Source organism: Aeromonas sp. s6 (assembly GCF_040907815.1).
Classification (GTDB): Bacteria; Pseudomonadota; Gammaproteobacteria; order Enterobacterales; family Aeromonadaceae; genus Aeromonas; species Aeromonas caviae.
In genome coordinates, this window is sequence record NZ_JBFOCN010000078.1 from 1 (window position 1) to 15,491 (window position 15,491).

15 protein-coding genes are annotated in these 15,491 nt (G+C 63.8%); 7 read left to right on the top strand and 8 right to left on the bottom strand.

What is annotated here, in order from left to right:
* The first annotated feature begins 272 nt into the window (after positions 1-272).
* Positions 273-650, top strand: a complete 378-nt coding sequence (locus tag AB5Y50_RS12110) for an endonuclease domain-containing protein (protein ID WP_080988541.1) — start codon at positions 273-275, stop codon at positions 648-650.
* A 276-nt stretch (positions 651-926) separates the two neighbouring features.
* On the opposite strand, the gene AB5Y50_RS12115 is transcribed toward AB5Y50_RS12110, so the two are convergent.
* A complete protein-coding gene (locus AB5Y50_RS12115; RefSeq protein WP_049635917.1) occupies positions 927-1,493 on the bottom strand; it encodes a TetR/AcrR family transcriptional regulator in 567 nt (188 codons plus the stop codon).
* Between the two features lie 167 nt (positions 1,494-1,660).
* On the opposite strand from AB5Y50_RS12115, the gene AB5Y50_RS12120 reads away from it, so the two are divergent.
* The 3 genes from AB5Y50_RS12120 (at position 1,661) to AB5Y50_RS12130 (ending at position 4,276) form a co-directional block, all read left to right on the top strand.
* Positions 1,661-2,698, top strand: coding sequence for an alkene reductase (locus tag AB5Y50_RS12120; protein WP_049635918.1), 1,038 nt, complete (start codon positions 1,661-1,663; stop codon positions 2,696-2,698).
* Between the two features lie 193 nt (positions 2,699-2,891).
* A complete protein-coding gene (locus AB5Y50_RS12125) occupies positions 2,892-3,818 on the top strand; it encodes a MarR family transcriptional regulator (protein ID WP_043155371.1) in 927 nt (308 codons plus the stop codon).
* A complete protein-coding gene (locus AB5Y50_RS12130) occupies positions 3,815-4,276 on the top strand; it encodes an acyltransferase (protein WP_039039413.1) in 462 nt (153 codons plus the stop codon). The genes AB5Y50_RS12125 and AB5Y50_RS12130 overlap by 4 nt, the downstream gene beginning before the upstream one ends.
* A 181-nt stretch (positions 4,277-4,457) precedes the next feature.
* On the opposite strand, the gene AB5Y50_RS12135 is transcribed toward AB5Y50_RS12130, so the two are convergent.
* From AB5Y50_RS12135 to AB5Y50_RS12150, 4 genes are all read right to left on the bottom strand, one after another.
* The gene (locus tag AB5Y50_RS12135; RefSeq protein WP_049635919.1) at positions 4,458-4,907 is read right to left on the bottom strand and encodes an N-acetyltransferase; all 450 of its coding nucleotides are present in this window, start codon (positions 4,905-4,907) and stop codon (positions 4,458-4,460) included.
* 73 nt (positions 4,908-4,980) lie between these two features.
* Positions 4,981-5,319 carry a nuclear transport factor 2 family protein gene (locus tag AB5Y50_RS12140; protein ID WP_043155376.1) on the bottom strand — a complete coding sequence of 113 codons (339 nt, stop codon included), beginning with the start codon at positions 5,317-5,319 and terminating at the stop codon, positions 4,981-4,983.
* 168 nt (positions 5,320-5,487) lie between these two features.
* Complete coding sequence (prfC, locus tag AB5Y50_RS12145; RefSeq protein WP_102949290.1) at positions 5,488-7,077, bottom strand: peptide chain release factor 3; 1,590 nt, start codon at positions 7,075-7,077, stop codon at positions 5,488-5,490.
* Positions 7,078-7,321: 244 nt separating this feature from the next.
* Positions 7,322-9,184 (bottom strand): diguanylate cyclase, encoded by a 1,863-nt coding sequence (locus AB5Y50_RS12150; RefSeq protein ID WP_049635921.1) that lies wholly within the window; start codon positions 9,182-9,184, stop codon positions 7,322-7,324.
* A 195-nt stretch (positions 9,185-9,379) separates the two neighbouring features.
* Between AB5Y50_RS12150 and AB5Y50_RS12155 the strand changes: the two genes are divergently transcribed.
* Positions 9,380-10,384 (top strand): sensor domain-containing diguanylate cyclase, encoded by a 1,005-nt coding sequence (locus AB5Y50_RS12155; RefSeq protein WP_049635922.1) that lies wholly within the window; start codon positions 9,380-9,382, stop codon positions 10,382-10,384.
* 12 nt (positions 10,385-10,396) lie between these two features.
* On the opposite strand, the gene viaA is transcribed toward AB5Y50_RS12155, so the two are convergent.
* Entirely contained in the window at positions 10,397-11,851 is a 1,455-nt protein-coding gene (gene viaA / locus AB5Y50_RS12160) for an ATPase RavA stimulator ViaA (protein WP_368162912.1), read from the bottom strand.
* 95 nt (positions 11,852-11,946) lie between these two features.
* Positions 11,947-13,560: an ATPase RavA domain-containing protein gene (locus AB5Y50_RS12165; protein WP_049635923.1), complete on the bottom strand. Its 1,614-nt coding sequence runs from the start codon at positions 13,558-13,560 to the stop codon at positions 11,947-11,949.
* A gap of 216 nt (positions 13,561-13,776) precedes the next feature.
* Between AB5Y50_RS12165 and AB5Y50_RS12170 the strand changes: the two genes are divergently transcribed.
* A complete protein-coding gene (locus AB5Y50_RS12170) occupies positions 13,777-14,214 on the top strand; it encodes a DNA polymerase III subunit psi (RefSeq protein ID WP_049635924.1) in 438 nt (145 codons plus the stop codon).
* A 74-nt stretch (positions 14,215-14,288) separates the two neighbouring features.
* Positions 14,289-14,738, top strand: a complete 450-nt coding sequence (gene rimI / locus AB5Y50_RS12175; RefSeq protein ID WP_029313700.1) for a ribosomal protein S18-alanine N-acetyltransferase — start codon at positions 14,289-14,291, stop codon at positions 14,736-14,738.
* A 72-nt stretch (positions 14,739-14,810) separates the two neighbouring features.
* On the opposite strand, the gene AB5Y50_RS12180 is transcribed toward rimI, so the two are convergent.
* Positions 14,811-15,353 carry a hypothetical protein gene (locus AB5Y50_RS12180; protein WP_039039406.1) on the bottom strand — a complete coding sequence of 181 codons (543 nt, stop codon included), beginning with the start codon at positions 15,351-15,353 and terminating at the stop codon, positions 14,811-14,813.
* Positions 15,354-15,491 lie beyond the last annotated feature (138 nt).

Genomic DNA, 15,491 nt, shown 5'->3' on the forward strand with positions numbered 1-15,491 from the left:
GGTGTGGCTTGTTTTGTTTAGCGACTAATCAGATCGCACAAACTGGACTGAGTTCCCTTCCTCCGGTGATCTACTATTCGGAACAGCTATTTAGGGCGGAATACATCCCACCAGCACATCGACCTGTCGATTCATCAGTTCAATGTCACACCACACCACGATGGCCCCGAGATGACCAACAAGATGACAACTGTCACTCGATCTGTCCCCTCTCCCTCTGGGGAGAGGGCCAGGGTGAGGGGACGCCACCCACTCAGTCACCAGACCGGGGAATGGCTATATCTAATAGGGTCAAACAGCTCTGGATAGGCACCAAGAGAACCCATCCGTTTGCCAAGCGCATGAGGCGAGAAGCCACCCTTGCCGAACAGAAGCTGTGGCTGCAATTGCGCGACCGCCGTCTGGCCGGGGTGAAATTCCGTCGCCAGATGCCCATCGGGCCCTACATTGTCGATTTCATCTCTCTTGAGCAGAGGTTGATCATCGAGGTAGACGGGTCACAGCACAACGAACCGGCCGGACGGCAACATGATGGCGCAAGAACGGCCTACCTCAATCAGCAGGGCTTTCGGGTGATCCGGGTGTGGAATAACGATGTGTTGAGTCGGATGGAGGCCGTACTGAAACTTCTTTTGCTCTCTTTGCGCTGAGCACGAGCCCTCCACCTCATCCCCAGCCCTTCTCCCATTCTTTTGTAAATAAGTGGGAGAAGGGAGCAAACAACCCAGCGGCGTGTGGCTTCCCCCAGAAACAGCCATGGCTCCCGCAAGGGGAGAAGGGAACAAACAACCAAGCGGCGTGCGACCTCCCCCAGAAACAACCATGGCTCCCGCAAGGGGAGAAGGGGGCAAAATCCCTGCTGCGAGGGGAGTTCCCAGCAACAACAAAGGCTCCCGCGGGAGCCTTTGTTGTTTCCATCCTCGCCATCACGCCCGCAGGGCGCTCATCATCCGGGCGACGACACCGGCCAGCAGAGGGCGGTCGGGGTGGCACTGGGCGAAGGTGACCAGTCCCTGGATATGGACCTGCAAGAAGGCGGTCAGGGTGGGGATGTCCCCCTCTTTTGCCAGCTCTCCCTTCGCCTTTGCCAGGGCCAGCTGCCCGGCCAGATCTTGTTCCAGCTCGCCGTAGATGGCCTTGAAGCGAAGGTGCAGCTCCTCATCCTGCTCCGCCAGCTCCATCAGGGTGCGGGTCAGCAGGCAGGAGCCCTGCAGGGCATCGTCCACCACCTGCTCGAGGTAGGCGTGCAGCCCCGCCAGCGGGCTGGGCTGTGCCAGGCAGCGGCGGCGCAGGGCCCCCTTCTCTGCCACATAGTGATCGACCGCCGCCAGCAGCAGGCCGCGCTTGTTGCCAAAGGCGGCATAGAGGCTGCCCGGGTGCAGGCCGGTTGCGGCCACCAGCTCCTGCATGGTGGTCTTGGCATAGCCTTTGGCGCGAAAGGCTTCCATGGCGTTTCGCAAGACGGCATCCCGATCGTATTCGGCGCTGCGCATGGGGTCTCCGGTGGCAAGGTCCCGCGGGACGGAAAAAACAGGGCGGCAAGTTTACCCCAGCCTCCCCCGTCAATCCATGTTGAATGCTTGCTCAAAAAATACTTGCACACAAACCAAAAAACGTCTTGAATGCCCGTTCAAGAATCACTCCCTCAGGACAGACGATCATGAATACCCTGTTTCAGCCCTATCGCCTCAACGACACCCTCACCCTCGCGAACCGTTTCATGATGGCCCCCCTCACCCGCTGCATGGCGGGCCCGGGTCTGGTGCCCACCGAACAGATGGCCGCCTACTACGGCCGCCGCGCCGACATCGGCCTCATCATCTCCGAAGCCACCATCATCCGTCCGGACGGGCAGGGCTACCCCAATACCCCGGGGCTCTACAGCGCCGAACAGATCGCCGGCTGGAAGAAAGTGACCAGCGCCGTGCATGCCAACGGCGGCAAGATCTTCGCCCAGCTGTGGCACGTGGGCCGTCTCTCCCACCCCTTCTTCCACCACGCCGAAGTGCTGGCCCCCTCCGCCGTCGCCCATGAGGGCACGGTGCCGCGCATGCGCGAGCTGGTCTATCAGGTGCCGCGCGCCCTGACCGGGAGCGAAATCGCCCAGCTGGTCGAGGATTACGCCCAGGCCGCCGCCAACGCCATCGAAGCGGGCTTTGACGGGGTGGAGATCCACGGTGCCAACGGCTACCTCATCGATCAGTTCCTGCACCACGCCAGCAACCTGCGCACCGACAACTACGGCGGCAGCCCCGAGAACATGAGCCGCTTCGCGCTGGAGGTGGTGGATGCCATCGCCGCCCGCATCGGCGGGGATCGCACCGGCCTTCGTCTCTCCCCCGGCGCCTATGTGCACCTGGAGGGGGATGCCCGGGATCGCGCCGTGTTCGACCACCTGCTGGCCGAGCTGAACCAGCGCACTCTGGCCTATCTGCACTTGGGCATCTTCGATGACAGCCTCACCTTCGACTACCTGGACGGCCGCGCCTCCGACTACCTGCGTGCCCGCTACGACGGCCACCTGGTGGGGGTCGGCAACTACAGCGCAGAGACCGCGCTCGAGGCCATCGAGGCGGACCGCTTCGACCTCGTCGCCATCGGTCGCCCCCTCATCGCCAACCCGGACTACTTCGCCAAGGTGAAACAGGGCGACGCCCTGGTGCCCTATGCCGACACCATGCTGGCCGAGCTGGTCTAACCCTCGCCGGCGCCTTGCCTGACCAAGGATGGGATCCGCGCCCCCCGCGCGGGTTTCCAATGTTTGGGCCCTCTCCCGGGCCCTTTTTTCTGCCTGCCTTTCACCCTTTTTCACGCAAATGGTTGTCACCAACAACCAAACGATGCTATTGGTTGCGTACAACAACCAAATACCATCACTAGGAGACAACCCCATGGATCCCCGCCCCCTGCGCGCCCTGTCAAGGGAACTGGTACGCGAACTCGGCATGCTCTCCCAGCAGTGCGGCTCGCTGGCCCTGAGCCCCCTGGAGGCCCACCTGCTCATCGAGCTGGAGAACGGTCCCGCCACCAACCAGCAGCTTGCCGAGCGCCTTCGCATCGACAAATCCAACGCCAGCCGCCCCCTGGCCCGCCTCGCCGAGCGGGAGCTTATCGCCTGGCAACCCCACCCCTCTGACGGGCGCAGCAAGGAGGCGAGCCTCACCGAGCCGGGCAAGGCACAGCTTGAGGAGCTGCACCGGCAGATGGACGAGACCATGGCGGGGGCCCTGGCCCAGCTCTCCCCCGCCGAGTGCGAGCAGATCTGGGAGGGCATGCGGCTCTATCGCAGCGCCCTCTCCCGCGCCCGCCGCCAGCAGGGCTTCGTCATCCGCCCCATCACCCCGGCCGACAATCCCCGGATCGCCGCCGTGGTGCGCGCCGTCTCCGCCGAATACGGCCTCACCGCCGACAAGGGGTACGGGGTGGCGGATCCCAACCTCGATTTTCTCCACGAGACCTATCAGGGGGAGCGCAGCCGCTACTGGGTGATTGAGGGACCGGACGGCGCCATTCTCGGCGGGGGTGGCATAGCGCCGCTGGCGGGGGCAGCGGATGTGTGCGAGCTGCAGAAGATGTACTTCCTGCCCGCCCTGCGAGGGCTGGGGCTGGGACGGCGGCTGGTGTTGCAGGCGCTGGCCGAGGCTCGCGCCCTGGGTTACCAGCGCTGCTATCTGGAGACCACCGCCGTGCTGCGGGAAGCCACCGCCCTCTATGAATCCCTGGGCTTCGAACACCTGCCTGGGCCCCTTGGCTGCACGGGCCACGACGCCTGCGAGATCTGCATGGTACTGGCGCTCGACGGGAAGGAGGGGAGATGAGTGAACCAACCCGACTCTCTGTCGGCATACGAGATGTCAGCTTCGGTGAAAGGGTGAAGCTGGTTGAGCCTGTCAATCTCTACGGCTGTACCCTGGCTGACGATGTCTTTGTCGGCCCCTTCGTGGAGATACAGTCGAACGTCTCCATAGGTCGCGCAACCCGCATCCAGTCCCACAGCTTTATCTGTGAGCATGTGACCATAGGTGAGCGCTGTTTTATCGGTCACGGCGTCATGTTTGCCAATGACCTCTTTCAAAGCGGCGCCCCCGACCCGGATCCCGCCAGTTGGGGCCGAACCCACATTGGGGATGGGGTATCCATCGGTTCAAACGCCACCATTTTGCCGGTACGGATATGCCAGGGAGCCGTCATCGGTGCCGGCGCAGTGGTGACCCGGGACATCACTGTACCTGGCACCTATGCCGGCAACCCCGCCAGATTGCTGCGTACTTTCTAGCCAGAAGCGCCAATTCCCCCCTCACCCCCCCTTCTCCCGCAAGGGTAGAAGGGGGGACGGACAGGCAATCTGTCGATACCCCGCGAGCCCGATCACCCCGTATCACGACCCCAGGCTGACACCGCGCCTCCCCAGAAGAGCGCTTGCCATTCATCTCATGGACAGTGACACATAACGCCTGTCAGGCTCCAACCCGTTGGGTATAGTGATCAAAGGCGATTACCTTTTGATACCCTTCTGATTCATAAAGTAATTTTGCAGGTTGATTGGAGACAGCCGTCGCCAGTTTGACGGTCAGGGCATCTGTCTCCCTAGCAAAGCTGGCCACCCGTTTCAGCAGCGCTCTTGCCACCCCCTGCTGGCGAGCTGACTCGACGACATAAAGATCATTGAGGTACCACATCCTCTTCATCGCGACGGAAGAGAATGCCGGATACAACTGGACAAAGCCTGCACACTCTCCCGCCTCGTTGCGTGCCAGAAAGATAACTGAATCCGCCCCCTGAAGGCGTTCCCCAATGAATCGGGTTGCCTCATCACTGTCCGGCGCTTGCCCATAAAACTGCCGATAGGCATCAAACAGACGGCTGGTTTCTTCAATGTGGGCCAACGTGGCCTTGAATATCTGCATGGCATCTCCTTGTCACCCTTCCCTGCACAGCGGTGCAATAGGATGGGGCCGTATGGCAAATACAGTGTCGGGTTTAAGAGGGGAAATAGAACCAGGCGGTCTGGATAAGACCCTCCTTCACCTCGAACACCGCCACGCTCTCGATGGGCTCGGGGGAGAGGCCGTGGATCAGCTCGTGATCGAACACCTTGTTGCCCATGACAGTGCGTGACAGCAGCTCGGCCTTGAGCAGCGGGTTGTTGAATCTGTGCTGTGCATAGAAGGCCCGCAGCGCCCCCTTGCCGACTGTGCTCGGCGTCTCGGTCGGCATGCGATAGCCTTTGAAATCCGGGGCAAAGCAGGCCACGAAGGCGTCGAGATCGTGGGCATTGTAGGCGGCAAACTGCGCCTCTACGGGTTGGGTGACGGACATGTCTCTCTCCATGAGTGAAATTTAAATCACTTATCCTTTATTTTTATTCACTCATCAAGCCCCGGATGGGGATCTACGCCCCTTCCAATGAAACGCCCCATAACAAAAAACCCCGCCGAAGCGGGGTCTCTCTGGTCATCAGCCACCCGCTGGGTGCGGGCGGAGTGATCAGTGTTCGCGGGTCTGGCGGAAGTGAACGTCCGGGTGACGCTCCTGGGCCAGGCGCAGGTTGACCATGGTCGGCGCGATGTAGGTGAGGTTGTCACCGCCATCGAGGGCCAGGTTGACCTCGTTCTTGCGCTTGAACTCCTCGAACTTCTTGACGTCGCTCCCTTCCACCCAGCGGGCGGTGGCGACGTTGACCGCCTCGTAGATGGCCTCGACGTTGTACTCGCTCTTCAGACGAGAAACCACCACGTCGAACTGCAGCACACCGACCGCACCGACGATGAGATCGTTGCTGATGAGCGGACGGAACACCTGCACCGCCCCCTCCTCGGAGAGCTGCACCAACCCCTTGAGCAGTTGCTTCTGCTTGAGGGGGTCACGCAGGCGGATGCGGCGGAACAGTTCAGGTGCGAAGTTCGGGATGCCGGTGAACTTGAGATCTTCACCCTGGGTGAAGGTGTCGCCGATCTGGATGGTGCCGTGGTTGTGCAGACCGATGATGTCGCCGGCACAGGCCTCGACCGCCTGTTCGCGGTCACCGGCCATGAAGGTGACGGCGTCGGAGATGTTCACGTCCTTGCCGATGCGCACGTGGCGCATCTTCATGCCCTTGCTGTAAGTACCTGACACGATACGCATAAAGGCGATACGGTCGCGGTGTTTCGGGTCCATGTTCGCCTGGATCTTGAACACGAAACCGGAGAACTTCTCCTCGGTGGCCACCACTTCGCGGCTCTCGGCCTTGCGCGGCATGGGGGCTGGCGCCCAGTCGGTCAGGCCATCCAGCATGTGGTCGACACCGAAGTTGCCGAGGGCGGTCCCGAAGAAGACCGGGGTCATCTCGCCGGCGATGAAGGCGTCGTGATCGAACTCGGGAGAGGCGCCCTGCACCAGCTCCAGCTCGCCACGCAGCTGGGCAGCCAGATCGTCGCCGATGGCGGCATCCAGCTCGGGGTTGTTCAACCCCTTGACCACCCGCTTCTCCTGGATGGTGTGGCCCTGACCGCTCTGATAGAGATAGGTCTCGTCCTTGTAGAGGTGATAGACACCCTTGAAGGATTTGCCACAGCCAATAGGCCAGGTGATGGGGGCGCACATGATGTTGAGCTCGCGCTCCACCTCGTCCATGACCTCCATCGGGTCGCGCACTTCGCGGTCCAGCTTGTTCATGAAGGTGAGGATGGGGGTGTCGCGCAGCCGGGTCACTTCCATCAGCTTGCGGGTCCGGTCTTCAACACCCTTGGCGGCGTCGATGACCATCAGGCAGCAGTCGACCGCCGTGAGGGTACGGTAGGTATCTTCGGAGAAGTCCTCGTGACCCGGGGTATCGAGCAGGTTGACCAGGCAGTCGGCGTAGGGGAACTGCATCACGGAAGTGGTGATGGAGATACCGCGCTGCTTCTCCATCTCCATCCAGTCGGATTTGGCGTGCTGGCCCGAGCCACGGCCCTTGACGGTACCGGCGCGCTGAATGGCCTGTCCGAACAGCAGGACCTTTTCGGTGATGGTGGTTTTACCCGCATCCGGGTGCGAGATGATCGCAAAAGTGCGTCTCTTGGAGACTTCACTCAGAAATTCAGCTGACATAATTCGACGTTCTTCTATTGAGCGGCGGCCTGGAGCCACCGTGGGAAAAATGCGGGACAGCACCTTGGAATCAGGGCGCCCATGCAGACAACGACACCACGCGGGCGGGTCAGTGACCGCCGGTGGAGACAGGAGAAGCGCGTTGCATTACATGGGTCTGGCCCCGGGTCAAAGCAAAATTGCGCGGCATTATACCCGCGCGAGTGAAAAATACCCAGCCCGCTATCACGGGGGCCCGGGGTCGACCTCACCGGGCCGTCATCACCCGGTTGCGCCCCGCCAGCTTGGCCTGGTACATGGCCTCGTCGGCCCGGCGTACCAGCTCGCCCAGGTTGTCATCCTCGGGTTTGTACTGGGCGCAGCCGATGCTGATGTGGATGGGGTGATCCGCAGGCACCCCCTCAATCTCGAGGCAGGCGACGGCGAGGCGGATCCGCTCCGCCACCTCGACGGCCTCGCCCAGGAGGGTATCCGGCAGCAGCACCAGAAACTCCTCGCCGCCGTTGCGCCCCACCCTGTCGAGGCTGCGCAACTGCTCCTCGATGCACTGGGCCACGGCGGTGAGCACCCTGTCCCCCACGTGGTGGCCCAGCTGGTCGTTCACCTTCTTGAAGTGATCCACATCCAGCAGCAGCACGCACAGGGGTTTGCCCTCCTCCCGGGCCTGGGTGAACCATTTGCGCCCCTTGGCCTGGATCTGGCGCCGGTTGTGGATGCCGGTCAGTTCGTCCGTCATGGCGAGGCGCTGCATCTTGCGGGTGCGCCCGCGCTGGTGCACCACCAGGGTGCCCATCACCACCAGCAGCAGGGCCACCACCAGGTATTGCCAGTAGCGCCGCTCCTGCAACTGCTTGAGTTTCTCCGCCTGCAACTGCTGCTGGGACCTGAGGGTCTGGTTTTCCAGCTCCTTGCGGGCGAGATCGAACTCGAAACGCATCTGCAAGGAGCGCTGTTCCCGCAATCTGAGCTCGAGGGCCTGGCGGGTCTCGACATAGGTCTTGAGGCTGGTGAGGGCCGACTGGATATGCCCCTGACGCTCCAGCACCCGGGCCCGTGTCTCATGCACCCGGGCGAGGAAACGCAGGTTCTGCTCCCGGGTAAAGATGGGCTCGGCCTCGTCCAGGTGCCGCAGCGCCTCGCCGGGTCGGTTCAGGGCCTCGAGGACCTCGGCCATGACGAGGTGCCAGTGGCCCAGGGTGACGCTGTCCGCCCCCTCCCCCTGATGAAGGGAGGCTGCCGCCTGATCGAGCTTGGTCATGGCCTGGTCCGGCTTGCCCTGTTTCTGCAGGATGGTGGCCAGCTCTATCCGGCTCCAGGCCAGGACCCCTTCCTGGTTTGATCCCAGATAGTAACGCTCCGCTTCGGCCATCAGGGGCAGCGCCTTGTCGTACTCTTCGGTGTCGATGTAGAGGAGCCCCTGCTGGCTGTGAATGTCCACCAGGTACTCCTCGACCCCGAGCTGCCGGTAGTCGTGCTCCAGCTCCTTGAAATAGCTCTCGGCCCGCTCATAGAGCCCCATCCTGCGATAGGCATTGGCAATATTGGCGAGCACCTCGCGCCCCTTGGCCTCCAGCCCGAGCGCCTCGTATCGCTGGTGGGCATCGATGAGATCCATCAGCCCCTCCGCCAGCTCCCCCTGGTAGGAGTACATCTCCCCCCGCAGGCTCAGGATGTCGGCACGCTGACGCTCATCCCCGAGTCGGCGAGCCAGGGTCAGGGCGGCGTCGTAATCCTCCCCCGCCCCGGCCATGTTGCCGAGCAGTTGCCGGTGATACCCGCGGCAGGCGAGCAACCCCACCTCGGTGACCCTGTCCTTGCGGGCACGGGCCTGCGCCAGCCCCTGCTCGGCAAACGCCACCGCGCGGCGAAACTCCTCGTCTCGTTCACTCGGCTGGGCCCAGCACTGCAGCCGGGCAAGGCGGCCCTGCACCTCGGGCGGATAGTGTGCCTGTTCGGCAGTCAGGGCGGCGACGCGCTCGCGAAATACCTGCACCGGCATCGTCGACTCTTCCAGTCGCTGCAACGCCAGTTGCAACTCGTACCCAGCCAGTGGCGTCGCCTGGGCCAGGGCAACCCCCAGCAACAGACCACCTCCCATCAGGATCTTCATGCGGACATTTTCTCCTCTTCACTGGCCGGACGCCGCGCTCACCGCTGTCATCATATCCCCACAGACTCTGGGCGCACAGCCGTCAGAGGGTGGGAAAACGCCTCATATCGGACGAGAGCCTCCCCTATCCCCTTCTTTACAGAAGGAGAGAGTGCATCGACTATATATGCTTTCGAACAGGGGAAGGGATGAGGAATGACCTACGAGGAGCTGAGGGAGGCTTACGACAGGTTGTTGCTGGAGAACGAGCGTCTCAAACGCATCGCGGATGACGCGCGGGAGAAGCTGGACGCCGCTATGGACGGCACCGGCCTGTGCATCTGGCAGAACCATGTGCCCACCGGCAAACTCATCATCTTCAACCGCCGCTGGGGCTCCATGCTCGGTTACCAGCCCAAGGAGCTGTCGGCCCACTTCGACGTCTGGCGCGCCCACCTGCACCCGGAGGACAGGGAGCAGGTGCTGCAGGCCTTCTTCGACCATCTGGAGGGCAAGAGCCCGTTTTATCAGGCGATGCACCGGATGATCGGCAAGGATGGCAAGACCACCTGGGTGCTGGACCGGGGCCGGGTGGTGGAGCGGGATGATCAGGGCAACCCCGTCCGGGTGATGGGCACCCACATCGACATCACCCACGAGAAGGAGTACGAGCAGCAGCTCGCTCAGCTTGCCCACCGGGATCCCCTCACCGGCCTGTTCAACCGCACCGCGCTGCACCGCCACTTTCCCGGGGAGTACCAGGCCATCTGTTTCATCGATCTCGATGACTTCAAGCTGGTGAACGACAACCTGGGCCACCGGGCAGGTGACGAACTGCTGGTCTCCCTTGCCCAGCGCCTTCGCCACTGCTGCGCCGAGGAGGTACGGCTGGGGCGCATCGGCGGGGACGAGTTCGTGCTGCTGCTGCCCTGGGCGTGCGACGATCCCCGCACCAGCCACCTCGCCCGCCAGTGCATCGATGCCATCGCCACCCCCTTCGAGCTGCCCAACGGGGACGCCTCGGTGGGACTGAGCATGGGAATTGCGGCCATCCGGCCCCAGGACGATTTCGGCGCGGCACTGGCCCGGGCGGATCAGGCCATGTACAGGGTCAAGCGCAGCGGCAAGCGGGGTTTTTATATTGCCCAGCCAAGCGGTCAGCCGCTGCTGGATCAGGAGCAGGTCAACGAACGGGGCCTCTACCACAGGCCCACTCTCTGAGCCTGAGCACCCTCAATGGCGCTGCCAGCGCCGCAGCAGGCGTCCACGCAGGCCGCAATCGAGCAGCCAGCTGTTGTCGAACACCCGCAAAATAGCCGCCTTGGCGTGACGGGACATGGCGACCGCATGGAAGCGTGTCTGCTGCGCCCGTCGCCGGTTCATCCGCTCGAGCAGGGCGTGGGGCAGGTTCTGGGCGATGAAGTCGGAGATCACCAGCACGTCGGCCTTGGCAAAGGCGGGTTGTTCGAGCTGGGTCAGGGCCTGCTCCAGGCAGGGCACCAGATCGGTCCCCCCGTGAAAACTCATGGAGAGAAAGCGCTCCGCCTTCTCAAGCCCGGTGTCGGCGGTGATCTCCAGGGTCGCCACCTCGGTGGAGAAGAGCATCAGATAGCAGCCCCGCTTCTCCTCCATCGCCCCCTTGAGCAGGGCGAGAAACAGCGCCTTGGCACACTCCTCCGGATAGCCCCCCATGGAACCTGACGTATCGACGCAGACGATGAAAGGGCCACGCGGCTGCACCTCCTGCCCTCCCTGCTCGGGGGAGCGCAGCATCAGACGCTGGCGCGGCAGGGTGCCCCGCGACTGGTAGCTCAGCAGGCGCCGCTCCAGATAACGGCGATAGAACTCCAGTTCCAGCTCCGGCAGCGCCAGCATCACCGCCTCGCTCGGCAGGAGGCGCATCAGATCGCTGGCCGGGTGCACCCCCACCAGATCGTCGGGCACATCGTCACTTTGCACCTCCTCCAGCTCGTGCACAGGTACCGGCGGCAGCGTCCTGTCCTCGCTGCGCCGCTCCCGCTCGCTGCGCCCAAGCAGGGCGGCGATCTCCGCGAGCAGAGGCTCCTGCTGCAACATGCGGGCGTACTGCTTCACCAGCGCCAGGCTGCGCTTGTGCCAGCTCCCCTGGGCCAGATCCCAGAGCCCCCCGGCGGAGATCTGGTGCGGATCCAGGGCATCGGCCAGGGTCCGGTTGGCCAGCAGTTGATCCTCTATCTCCTGGCGCTGCTTCTCCCGCTCCGCCTCCGCTATCTGCTGCTGCAACTGCAACAGGCTGCCCACCAGGCTGGCACGCCACTTCTCGATGAAGAGCTGGCGCAGCCCCTCGGTGGGCTGGGCCACTATCTGGCGCACCAGGCTGCGGGCATCCCCCGCAAAGGGGCTGTGCTGCTCAAGGGCTTCCAGCAAGGCGGGCAGGCGCCCCACCAGCTCCGGCAGGGGCAGTTGCCGGTGGGCCTGATAGAGCAGGTATTCCCGCTCGAGGGCCACCGGCCCCGGCTTGTGACGCATCTCCTCCCCAAGCTGTTCGCTCCAGGTTTGGATGCGCTTTCTGAGCAGCTTCCCCTGCAGGGGCGAGCGCTTGAGGAACTCGGAGATCTTGGGGGTGGAGGCAAGCAGCAGCGCCATCTCCCCCGCCAGCTCCCCCTCCCCCATGAGCAGCCCCAGGTCCATCATGCCGATCTCTAGCATGGGCCACCCCGGACGTTGAGATGTGATGGAGTATCATGCTGACGAAACATGTTTTTCATCCTGTTTATTTCACCAATCCCACGTCAGGCGCGACGTCACCCCTGTGCATCGAGAAGAGGCAGACGATCCCGCCACTGCTGCAGCTCGGCCCCCAGCCGCTCAAGGTCCCGGCTCAGCACGAAGAAGCTGTCCTCCACCTGACGCAGCCAGTGGTCCCCCACGAACAGATGGGGCTGGTGACGGTCGAACAGGTTGCGCTGGCCCTTGAGGTTTTGCAGCACCCGGTTCACCTGGCCCGTCAGGTCGTCCAGGGCCGACAGCCAGGGGGCCATCACCACCTCGGGGATGGGGGTGCGCTCCACCAGCATCAAGGGCACGGGCTGGCGCTGGATATCCAGCACGTGCAGCCGCAACTGCTCGTCCAGCACCAGCTCGTAGTGCCCCTCCTTGGGGTTGCCGAGGGGCCAGCCCACCAGCGCCTCCCCGGTGGGGTGCCAGTGAGAGAGCAAGGTGCGATCGAAGGTGAGGGTGCCGGTGAGGCGTTCGGGATCACTGCCATCCAGGGGCGCCGGGGTGAGCAGCTGGAAGTGCACCAGCTTGCCGAACGGCCTGGCGTTGGCCAGCGGCAGTTCGGTGCCGCGGGCGCGGCGGCCGAACCACTGCTTGCGCTTGACAGCCTTGCAGCCGATGCGCAGGGCGACCGCCCCCTGCAACTGCTTGAACTGCTCGCGCAGGGAGAGCAGCTCCCGGGTCAGCGCCAGTTGCTGGTAACCGTAGAGGCGGGAAAACTCGCCGATCATCTCCAGCAGCGCGGTGCGGGAAGCCTCGTCGTGCCAGAGGCAATCCTTGAACAGCAGCAGATCCAGGGGAGCCACCTCGTCGCGGCCATTGAAGAAGGCGCTCGCCTTGATGAGCCGCACCGCCTTCTTCCAGCGCCGATCCGAGACATAGCAGCCGTGCCCGAGTAGACTGTCGAGCTGCTGGCGCAGCTGGTAGATGAGTTCGAAACAGGCGTCCGGCAGGCGCACCTGCTCGATGGCATCCTGCCAGGCGTCGTACTCTTCCCCCCGAATCTGCACCGAGGGGGTCAGGTTCTGATGGGACTGGCCATCGCTCGCCAGCATGGCCTGGAAGTTGGATTTCTCCTGCACCCTGTCCATCCAGACCCGCACCAGCATGCGGTCGTAGAGCGCCTCCAGCCCGCTGTCCGGGGCCGGCAGCTCGTTCGAGGCGGTGACCAGCAGCCGCATGGGAATGGGGTGCTGGCTGTCGCCGTTGCGAAACTGCCGCTCGTTGATGGCGGTGAGCAGGGTGTTGAGGATGGCGGGGCCCGCCTTCCAGATCTCGTCGAGGAAGACCACCTCGGCCTCCGGCAGGTAGCCGCTGGTCAACCGCAGGTACTTGCCATCCTCCTTGAGCGCCTGGATGGAGAGGGGGCCGAACACCTCCTCCGGCGTACTGAAACGGGTCATCAGGTATTCGAAATGGCGGGCATCCTGAAACGCCAGCTTGAGGCGCCGCGCGATCAGGCTCTTGGCGATGCCCGGGGGGCCCAGCAGAAAGACGCTCTCGCCACTCAGGGCCGCCAGCAGGCCGAGCCGCAGGGCATCCTGGCGCTCATACAGTCCCTCGCCAAGGGCGGAAAGGAGCCGTGGCAGGCGCTCATGAATGGGGGTGGCACGAACAGTATTCTGGGCTAAAGGCGGCATAGGCACAGTTCCGAAGCTGATAGGTCATCCGTGGTGACGGGGTCCGGCCTCTGGCCCCGCTCCACTCTCATTGTCTGTCATCTCTGCCCCCGGGGAGGCGCTCGTTTGCCATCGCCACAGGGCGAAAAGCGCACGTCCGGGGTGCAGCAAATCCCGCGAGAGTGTACTCTGCGCATCATTATTTACCCCAACGCAGATCAAGAGTGAGCCTTCGCCATGCAAGATCCCCTGCTGGACCCGCTGCGCCAGCGCATCCTGGCCCGCATGGGCATCCCCCTCTGGCAACAAAGAGGCCGACTCCTGGCGGGAGGCACCAGCCCCGACGGCGCCGCGCAGCCGGCAAACACGCCCGCCGACGAGGTGCTGGCCCCGCAGGAGACTGCCCCTCTGCCGACCGGCAAGCTCTGGCTGCTGGCCGAGACGCTGCCCGCGCCCTCCCTGCTCGGGGACATCTGCCGCTGGCTCGGCCTTGGCACAGACGAGGTCTCCCTGCTGTCCGAGATGCCTTCCCTGCCCGCGGGGGCCACTTCGCCCCTGCTCTGGCTGACGGCGCCGGACCCTCGCTGGCCCGATGCCCTGGTCTGCCCGCTCAAGCCCGATGGGGCGCACAAGCGCGCCCTCTGGCAGCAGTGCCGGCAGCGCCACACCCCTTGATGCTCACGACCATGGCACGGCCATGGTGTCCATCGCAAGCCTGAATCCCGTCCGGAGTGACCATGTCTGACCTCTTGCCCCACTTTCGCCCCCTGCTCGAATCGGACTTCGAAGCCATCTACCCCATCGAGCAGGCCGCCCACCAGGAGCCCTGGAGCCAGGCCAACCTGCTCTCCTGCTTCGGGCCGCGCTATCTCAACGGCCTGATGCTGGTGGACGGACGACCGGCCGGTTTCTACATCTCGGATCTGGTGGCGGGAGACAGCTCCCTGATGAACATCTGCGTGCATCCCGATTTTCAGGGCAAGGGGCTGGGGCGGGCGCTGCTCAGGGAGTACCTGGCCCGCAGCAAGGCCGGCAAGGCCGAGGCCTGGTTCCTGGAGGTCAGGGCCGGCAACCGCACCGCCATCAACCTCTACGAGAGCGAGGGGTTTGCCGAATATTGCCGCCGCGCCGACTACTATGGCACCGGGCAGGAGAGGGAGGATGCCGTGCTGATGTCCCGTCTGTTCGACTTCGGCTGACAACCCGCAGCAGACCGCCGTCAGCGGGCGCCCCCCTCTGACCTCCCTGACTCCCCCGCTTCGCTTCCCCCCTCAGGGCAGGGGCGCGTTGTCGATGGAGGGGTCTTCCAGGCTCAGGGTCACCCTCAGCACGGCCTCGAAGGCGGCTCCCGAGAGGGGCATGAAGAAGCCGCGACCATAGGTGACGCCGGGCATCCAGATCTGTTCGATATCCACCGCGATCTTGATGGGGCGAAGCGGCTCACCCGGTCGCTGGACATAGATGCCAGGGGCCGTCGCAACCTGGGGGAAGCGGCGCAGAATGTGCTCGCTGCCATCCCCCGCATCCGGGTTGAGTCGCACCTTCACCAACTTCGCCAGGGCGGATTGCATCTCGGGGGCACGCCACAGCCTGGTATTCAGCGCCTTGCAGCGTCGGCACTTGGCGCGCTCGATCACGTAGAGCAAGGGGTATCCTTCCCTCAGCGCCAGCCGCTGCGCCTGCTCATAGCCCTCGGCGCCACTCAGCCAGGGATTATCCTGCTCCCCCGCGCCCCCCAGCAAATACCAGAGGGCGCCAGCCCCCGCCAACAGCAGCAACACGCCGGTGAACAGGCTCTTGATCCCGATATTCATGGTGCAACTCCCTGAATGAATCCGATCCCTGCCCCCTATCATGCCTCACTCTCATCTGGTTGACGACTTTGTGATCCAGGACAAATGGCGCACACTTGTAAGCTGTAATGTTAGAGTTTAAACTCCAGCCCCGATTTT

Excerpts from the sequence above, each read along its gene's own strand:
- AB5Y50_RS12130 (WP_039039413.1), top strand. The coding sequence starts at position 3,815 with ATGAGTGAACCAACCCGACTCTCTGTCGGCATACGAGATGTCAGCTTC.
- AB5Y50_RS12135 (WP_049635919.1), bottom strand. The coding sequence starts at position 4,907 with ATGCAGATATTCAAGGCCACGTTGGCCCACATTGAAGAAACCAGCCGT.
- AB5Y50_RS12110 (WP_080988541.1), top strand. The coding sequence starts at position 273 with ATGGCTATATCTAATAGGGTCAAACAGCTCTGGATAGGCACCAAGAGA.
- viaA (WP_368162912.1), bottom strand. The coding sequence starts at position 11,851 with ATGCTAGAGATCGGCATGATGGACCTGGGGCTGCTCATGGGGGAGGGG.
- AB5Y50_RS12140 (WP_043155376.1), bottom strand. The coding sequence starts at position 5,319 with ATGTCCGTCACCCAACCCGTAGAGGCGCAGTTTGCCGCCTACAATGCC.
- AB5Y50_RS12180 (WP_039039406.1), bottom strand. The coding sequence starts at position 15,353 with ATGAATATCGGGATCAAGAGCCTGTTCACCGGCGTGTTGCTGCTGTTG.
- AB5Y50_RS12115 (WP_049635917.1), bottom strand. The coding sequence starts at position 1,493 with ATGCGCAGCGCCGAATACGATCGGGATGCCGTCTTGCGAAACGCCATG.
- AB5Y50_RS12170 (WP_049635924.1), top strand. The coding sequence starts at position 13,777 with ATGCAAGATCCCCTGCTGGACCCGCTGCGCCAGCGCATCCTGGCCCGC.
- AB5Y50_RS12120 (WP_049635918.1), top strand. The coding sequence starts at position 1,661 with ATGAATACCCTGTTTCAGCCCTATCGCCTCAACGACACCCTCACCCTC.
- AB5Y50_RS12125 (WP_043155371.1), top strand. The coding sequence starts at position 2,892 with ATGGATCCCCGCCCCCTGCGCGCCCTGTCAAGGGAACTGGTACGCGAA.
- AB5Y50_RS12150 (WP_049635921.1), bottom strand. The coding sequence starts at position 9,184 with ATGAAGATCCTGATGGGAGGTGGTCTGTTGCTGGGGGTTGCCCTGGCC.
- AB5Y50_RS12165 (WP_049635923.1), bottom strand. The coding sequence starts at position 13,560 with ATGCCGCCTTTAGCCCAGAATACTGTTCGTGCCACCCCCATTCATGAG.
- AB5Y50_RS12155 (WP_049635922.1), top strand. The coding sequence starts at position 9,380 with ATGACCTACGAGGAGCTGAGGGAGGCTTACGACAGGTTGTTGCTGGAG.